Source organism: Bradyrhizobium sp. Leo170 (genome assembly GCF_004296405.1).
GTDB lineage: Bacteria > Pseudomonadota > Alphaproteobacteria > Rhizobiales > Xanthobacteraceae > Bradyrhizobium.
The window spans coordinates 1-4,495 of record NZ_PSRR01000495.1 but is presented as its reverse complement, the minus strand read 5'-3'; the positions used below and the strand labels follow the sequence as shown (position 1 = coordinate 4,495).

General features: G+C 62.8%; 5 protein-coding genes. 3 read left to right on the top strand and 2 right to left on the bottom strand.

What is annotated here, in order from left to right; all coding sequences use genetic code 11:
• Positions 1 to 115 precede the first annotated feature (115 nt).
• The gene (gene gstA, locus CWO89_RS41170; RefSeq protein WP_130583967.1) at positions 116 to 730 is read right to left on the bottom strand and encodes a glutathione transferase GstA; all 615 of its coding nucleotides are present in this window, start codon (positions 728 to 730) and stop codon (positions 116 to 118) included.
• 145 nt (positions 731 to 875) lie between these two features.
• Between gstA and CWO89_RS41165 the strand changes: the two genes are divergently transcribed.
• The 3 genes from CWO89_RS41165 (at position 876) to CWO89_RS41155 (ending at position 3,700) form a co-directional block, all read left to right on the top strand.
• Positions 876 to 1,364, top strand: a complete 489-nt coding sequence (locus tag CWO89_RS41165) for a MarR family winged helix-turn-helix transcriptional regulator (RefSeq protein ID WP_130583966.1) — start codon at positions 876 to 878, stop codon at positions 1,362 to 1,364.
• 96 nt (positions 1,365 to 1,460) lie between these two features.
• Complete coding sequence (locus CWO89_RS41160; RefSeq protein ID WP_130583965.1) at positions 1,461 to 2,831, top strand: glutamate--cysteine ligase; 1,371 nt, start codon at positions 1,461 to 1,463, stop codon at positions 2,829 to 2,831.
• A 314-nt stretch (positions 2,832 to 3,145) separates the two neighbouring features.
• On the top strand, positions 3,146 to 3,700 hold the full coding sequence (locus tag CWO89_RS41155; RefSeq protein ID WP_165421546.1) for a PAN domain-containing protein: 555 nt from the start codon (positions 3,146 to 3,148) through the stop codon (positions 3,698 to 3,700).
• A 149-nt stretch (positions 3,701 to 3,849) separates the two neighbouring features.
• Here the strand turns inward: CWO89_RS41155 and CWO89_RS41150 are convergent, their stop codons facing one another.
• Positions 3,850 to 4,416, bottom strand: a complete 567-nt coding sequence (locus CWO89_RS41150) for a nucleotidyltransferase family protein (protein WP_130583964.1) — start codon at positions 4,414 to 4,416, stop codon at positions 3,850 to 3,852.
• Positions 4,417 to 4,495: the final 79 nt, after the last annotated feature.

Genomic DNA, 4,495 nt, shown 5'->3' with positions numbered 1-4,495 from the left:
CCACTTAACCGTCGCTCGAACGTCCCCGGATTGCGCTTCGCTCCATCCGGGCTACACAACTACAAGAGGGCCGGATCGCCTATCCGGCCCCTTTGCCATTTGGTGAGGAAAGACCCTACGCCGCCTTCAGCAGCCCTTCCTTGGTCAGCGCTTCCTGCACTTTCGGCCTAGCGGCGACGCGGGCCTTGTAGGCGGTGAGATTGGGCAGGCCCGACAGGTCGAACTTCATCCGGTCGGCCCAGGCCAGCATCGTGAACAGATAGCCGTCGGCGACGGTGAACTGGCTGCCGAGGAGGTAGTCGCGCCCGGCAAGCTGGCCGTCGATATATTTGAACTTGCCCATCAGGCGGTCCTTGAAGAACGCCTTGGTGTCATCGGACAGGACCGGCGCGAACAGCGGGCTGAAATTCTTGTGCAGCTCGGTGGTGATGAAATTGAGCCACTCGAGGAGCTTGTAGCGCTCGGCGCTGCCGTGGGCCGGCGCCAGGTTCTTGCCCGCGGCACGGTCGGCGATCATCTGTACGATCACGGGGCCTTCGGTGACCAGTTCGCCGGAATCGAGCGCCAGTGCCGGCACCTGGCCCTTGGGGTTTATTTGCAGGAAATCGTCGCCATTTTCCAGTTTCTTGGCGCGTACATCGACTTTGACCAGCTCGTAGGGCAGGCCGGCCTCCAGGAGCGCGATATGGGGCGAAAGCGAGCAGGCGCCGGGCGAATAGTATAATTTCATCGGAGATCTCCTCTCGAATTCTTGTTGGCCTTTTTCCTGTTGGCCTTGGGCGTCGGACCGACTAAATGCACATGCATGATTAGTCAAGATTGATGCAGGTGCATTGAGTACGGTACACTTCGTGCTGACGATGACGGACTAGGCCATGAAACGCAAACCATCGACCGAGGCGACCGCCGCCTGGATCCGCCTGATGCGGGTGCAGAGCCGGGTGCTCGACGCCGTCGAGCAGGACCTGAAGAAGGCCGGTTTTCCGCCGCTCGCCTGGTACGATGCCCTGCTCGAGCTGTCGCGCGCGCCGTCGGGGGAGTTGCGGCCGGTGGAGTTGGAGCGTCAGATGCTGCTGCCGCAATATTCAACGTCGCGGCTGATCGACCGCCTGGTGGACGAGGGGCTGGCGGCCCGTCGCGAATGCAAGGTCGACAAGCGCGGCCAGTTCGTCGAGATTACCGAGGCGGGACGTGAATTGCAGAAGCGGATGTGGGGCGCCTATTCGGCGGCGATCGAGAAGCATGTCGGGTCGAAACTGTCTGATACCGACGCGGTCAAGCTCTGCGCGCTCCTGGACCGGCTGGGATGTTCCTGCAGCGACGCCAAGCCGCCTGCGATAAGAGACGGCGTGACAGCCCGATGATATCATTGTTGCCACCAGCATCCGCGGGCCGCCTGGTTCGCGGATGCCCCTGCCACCGCGCGCATTCGATCGAAGCGCTTCAGTATCGGAATTCGTATGGCGCGTGACCAGATCGATATGACGCCACTCCAATCGCGCGACGAACTGGTCGCGTGGATCGAGGCGGGCGTGAAGGATCCATCCGATTTCCGGATCGGGACCGAGCATGAGAAGACGCCGTTCACGCTGCAGGACCATCAGCCCGTGCCGTATGAAGGCGCGCGCGGCATCGGCGCCTTGCTCCACGGCATGAAGCTCCTGCTCGGCTGGGAGCCGATCATGGAGAACGGCAACATCATCGGCCTCTACGACGTCACCGGGGGAGGCGCGATCTCGCTCGAGCCGGGCGGCCAGTTCGAATTGTCGGGCGCGCCGGTCGAGACCGTGCATCAGACCCAGAGCGAGCTGATGGCGCATCTCGCGCAGGTCCGCGAGATCGCAACCCCGCTTGGCATCGGCTTTCTCGGCCTCGGCATGACGCCGTCCTGGTCGCGGGCAGAGATCCCGGTGATGCCCAAGGGCCGCTACAAGATCATGACCGGCTACATGCCGAAGGTCGGCAAATACGGCATCGACATGATGTATCGCACCTGCACGGTGCAGACCAATCTCGACTTCTCCTCTGAAGCGGACATGGTGAAGAAGCTGCGCGTGTCGCTCGCCTTGCAGCCGATCGCGACCGCACTGTTCGCCAACTCCCCGTTCACGGAAGGCAAGCCCAACGGCTTCCTGTCGTTCCGGTCCGAGATCTGGCGCGACACCGACAATGGGCGCTCCGGCATGCTGCCATGGGCGTTCGAGGACGGCATGGGGTTCGAGCGCTGGGTCGATTATGCCCTCGACGTTCCGATGTATTTCGTCAAGCGCGGCGACGACTATCTTGACGTCTCCGGCACCTCGTTCCGCGATTTCTTCGAGGGCAAGAATCCTGCGTTGCCCGGCGAGCGTCCAACCCTGTCGGATTGGGCCAATCACCTCTCGACGATCTTTCCGGAGGTGCGGCTCAAGCGCTATCTGGAAATGCGCGGCGCCGATGGCGCGCCTTGGGGACGGCTGCCGGCATTACCGGCATTCTGGGTCGGGCTGCTCTATGACAACGACACGCTGGATGCGGCCTGGGATCTGGTGCGGAACTGGACCGCGCGGGAGCGGCAGGCGCTGCGCGACGACGTGCCGCGCTTCGGCTTCAAGGCGCGGATCAAGGACCGCTATCTGTTCGAGATCGCGAAAGAGTGTCTCAAACTGTCGCATGTGGGTCTGCGGCGGCGGAACCGCATCGACCAGATCGGCCGCGACGAGAGCCGCTATCTCGAGCCGCTGGAGCGGATCATCGATTGTGGCCGGACGCCGGCGGAAGAGCTGCTGGACAAGTTCAACGGCGCCTGGAACGGCTCCGTCGAGCCGGCCTATGACGAATACGCGTTCTAAAGCGCTTTCGAGCGAAGTGGATACCGGTTCGCATAGCAATCAACTCTACGCAGATTGCGTAGACTTATCTGCGCAGAAAACGCGTCAAACCAAGAATCTAGAGCTTCGGTTCTGATCTAGCGTCATCGTGTCCTATCCGCTTGTTCTGATGCATCTTCTTCGCGTGCGTGGCGTTTAGGCCACACGCTGGCCGGCGGTCACACGACTGGTGTGCCAGCTTGCCGCATTTTTGAGCCGTTCATCCAGCGTACAGGTTGGCGGCGCTCAAATGACCACCCGCGGTGAGCGCGGGGGGACAGTCGAAAGCGTAGGATATGAGAATTGGCCGCCTCTTCTGGGCGAGTGTGGTGACGTTCGCCTTGTTGGCGGTCGTAGCGACGTCGCGGCCGGCGCAGGCGCAGGTCAACTTCGATCGCCCCGGCGGCGATTACCTGAGTTCGCCCGTTGCCTCGGGCGATCCCGCCGACTGCGCCCTGGTCTGCGAGCGCGACCGCCGCTGCCGCGCCTGGAGCTTCAACTATCCGACCGACATCACCACCGGCGCGGTGTGCTGGCTCAAGAATTCGGTGCCGTCGCGCGTCCAGAATAATTGCTGCGTCACCGGCGTACGCGGCGCCGGCGTCGTCGAGCCCCGCAATGGCACGGTCGAGACCTCGATCGATCGTCTCGGCGGCGACTACAAGAATTTCGAATTGAAGGCAGGCGAGGGCGACGAGATCTGCAAAGCCGCTTGCGCCGCTGACAACAAATGTCGTGCCTGGACCTTTGCACGCCCCGGCTATGCCGGGCGCGAGCCGCATTGTTTCCTGAAGAAGGACATCAAGCCGCCGCGACGCAAGGCCGGATTCACCTCGGGCGTGGTGCGGTAACAGGCGAGCGCGAGCCCCCGCCGTTATTGCGAGCCACCGGGTCGGCGCGTAGCGCCGCCCGATGACAGGCTCCGCGAAGCAATCCATGTCTCCGCGTGCTGAGGCATGGATTGCTTCGTCGCTGTCGCTCCTCGCAATGACGGGAGGCATCAGCAACCCGGCAATACCCTGATCTCCGGCCACAGCGCCTTCCACCTCGCCGCTTTCTTCTGGTAATTCGCTGCAGAAAAATTCGCTCCCGGGTTCGGCCGCACGATCATGTCGGCGACGTCATCGAATCCGTCGGGCGCATAGACATCGTAGCCTTCCGCCGTGCGGCGGATTCCGATCTGGGTGTTTTTCGTAAGAAACCGGTCGATGCCATCGGTCGAGCGTGTCAATGGCGGGTAGGGCAGGCCGTGCTTTTCGGGATACCAGAGATGGACGCGCGCCTGGTTGCGCACTTCGACGGCGACGCCGAGGTGGCGAACCGCATCATGCACGCGTTTGATGATCCGGTCCTCGGCTTGCCAGGATGTATCGCGATCGAAATAGAAAATGTCGTAGTCGCTGATGCCGTAGTCGGCCGCACGATGAGTCCTGACGTTCCAGACCGTCTGCGCCAGGCAGCCCGCCACGAGCCACGCGTCGGGCAGTGCCAGCCGCAGCAGCTCATCGGCGATGATGGCATTGGCGGGATTGCGCAGCGCTGTGGCGACGAATTCGTCTCGGGTCATGAGGTCCCGTAGGGTGGGCAAAGCGAAGCGTGCCCACCACCCCGAGCGGAGTGCTGGTGGTGGGCACGCTGCGCTTTGC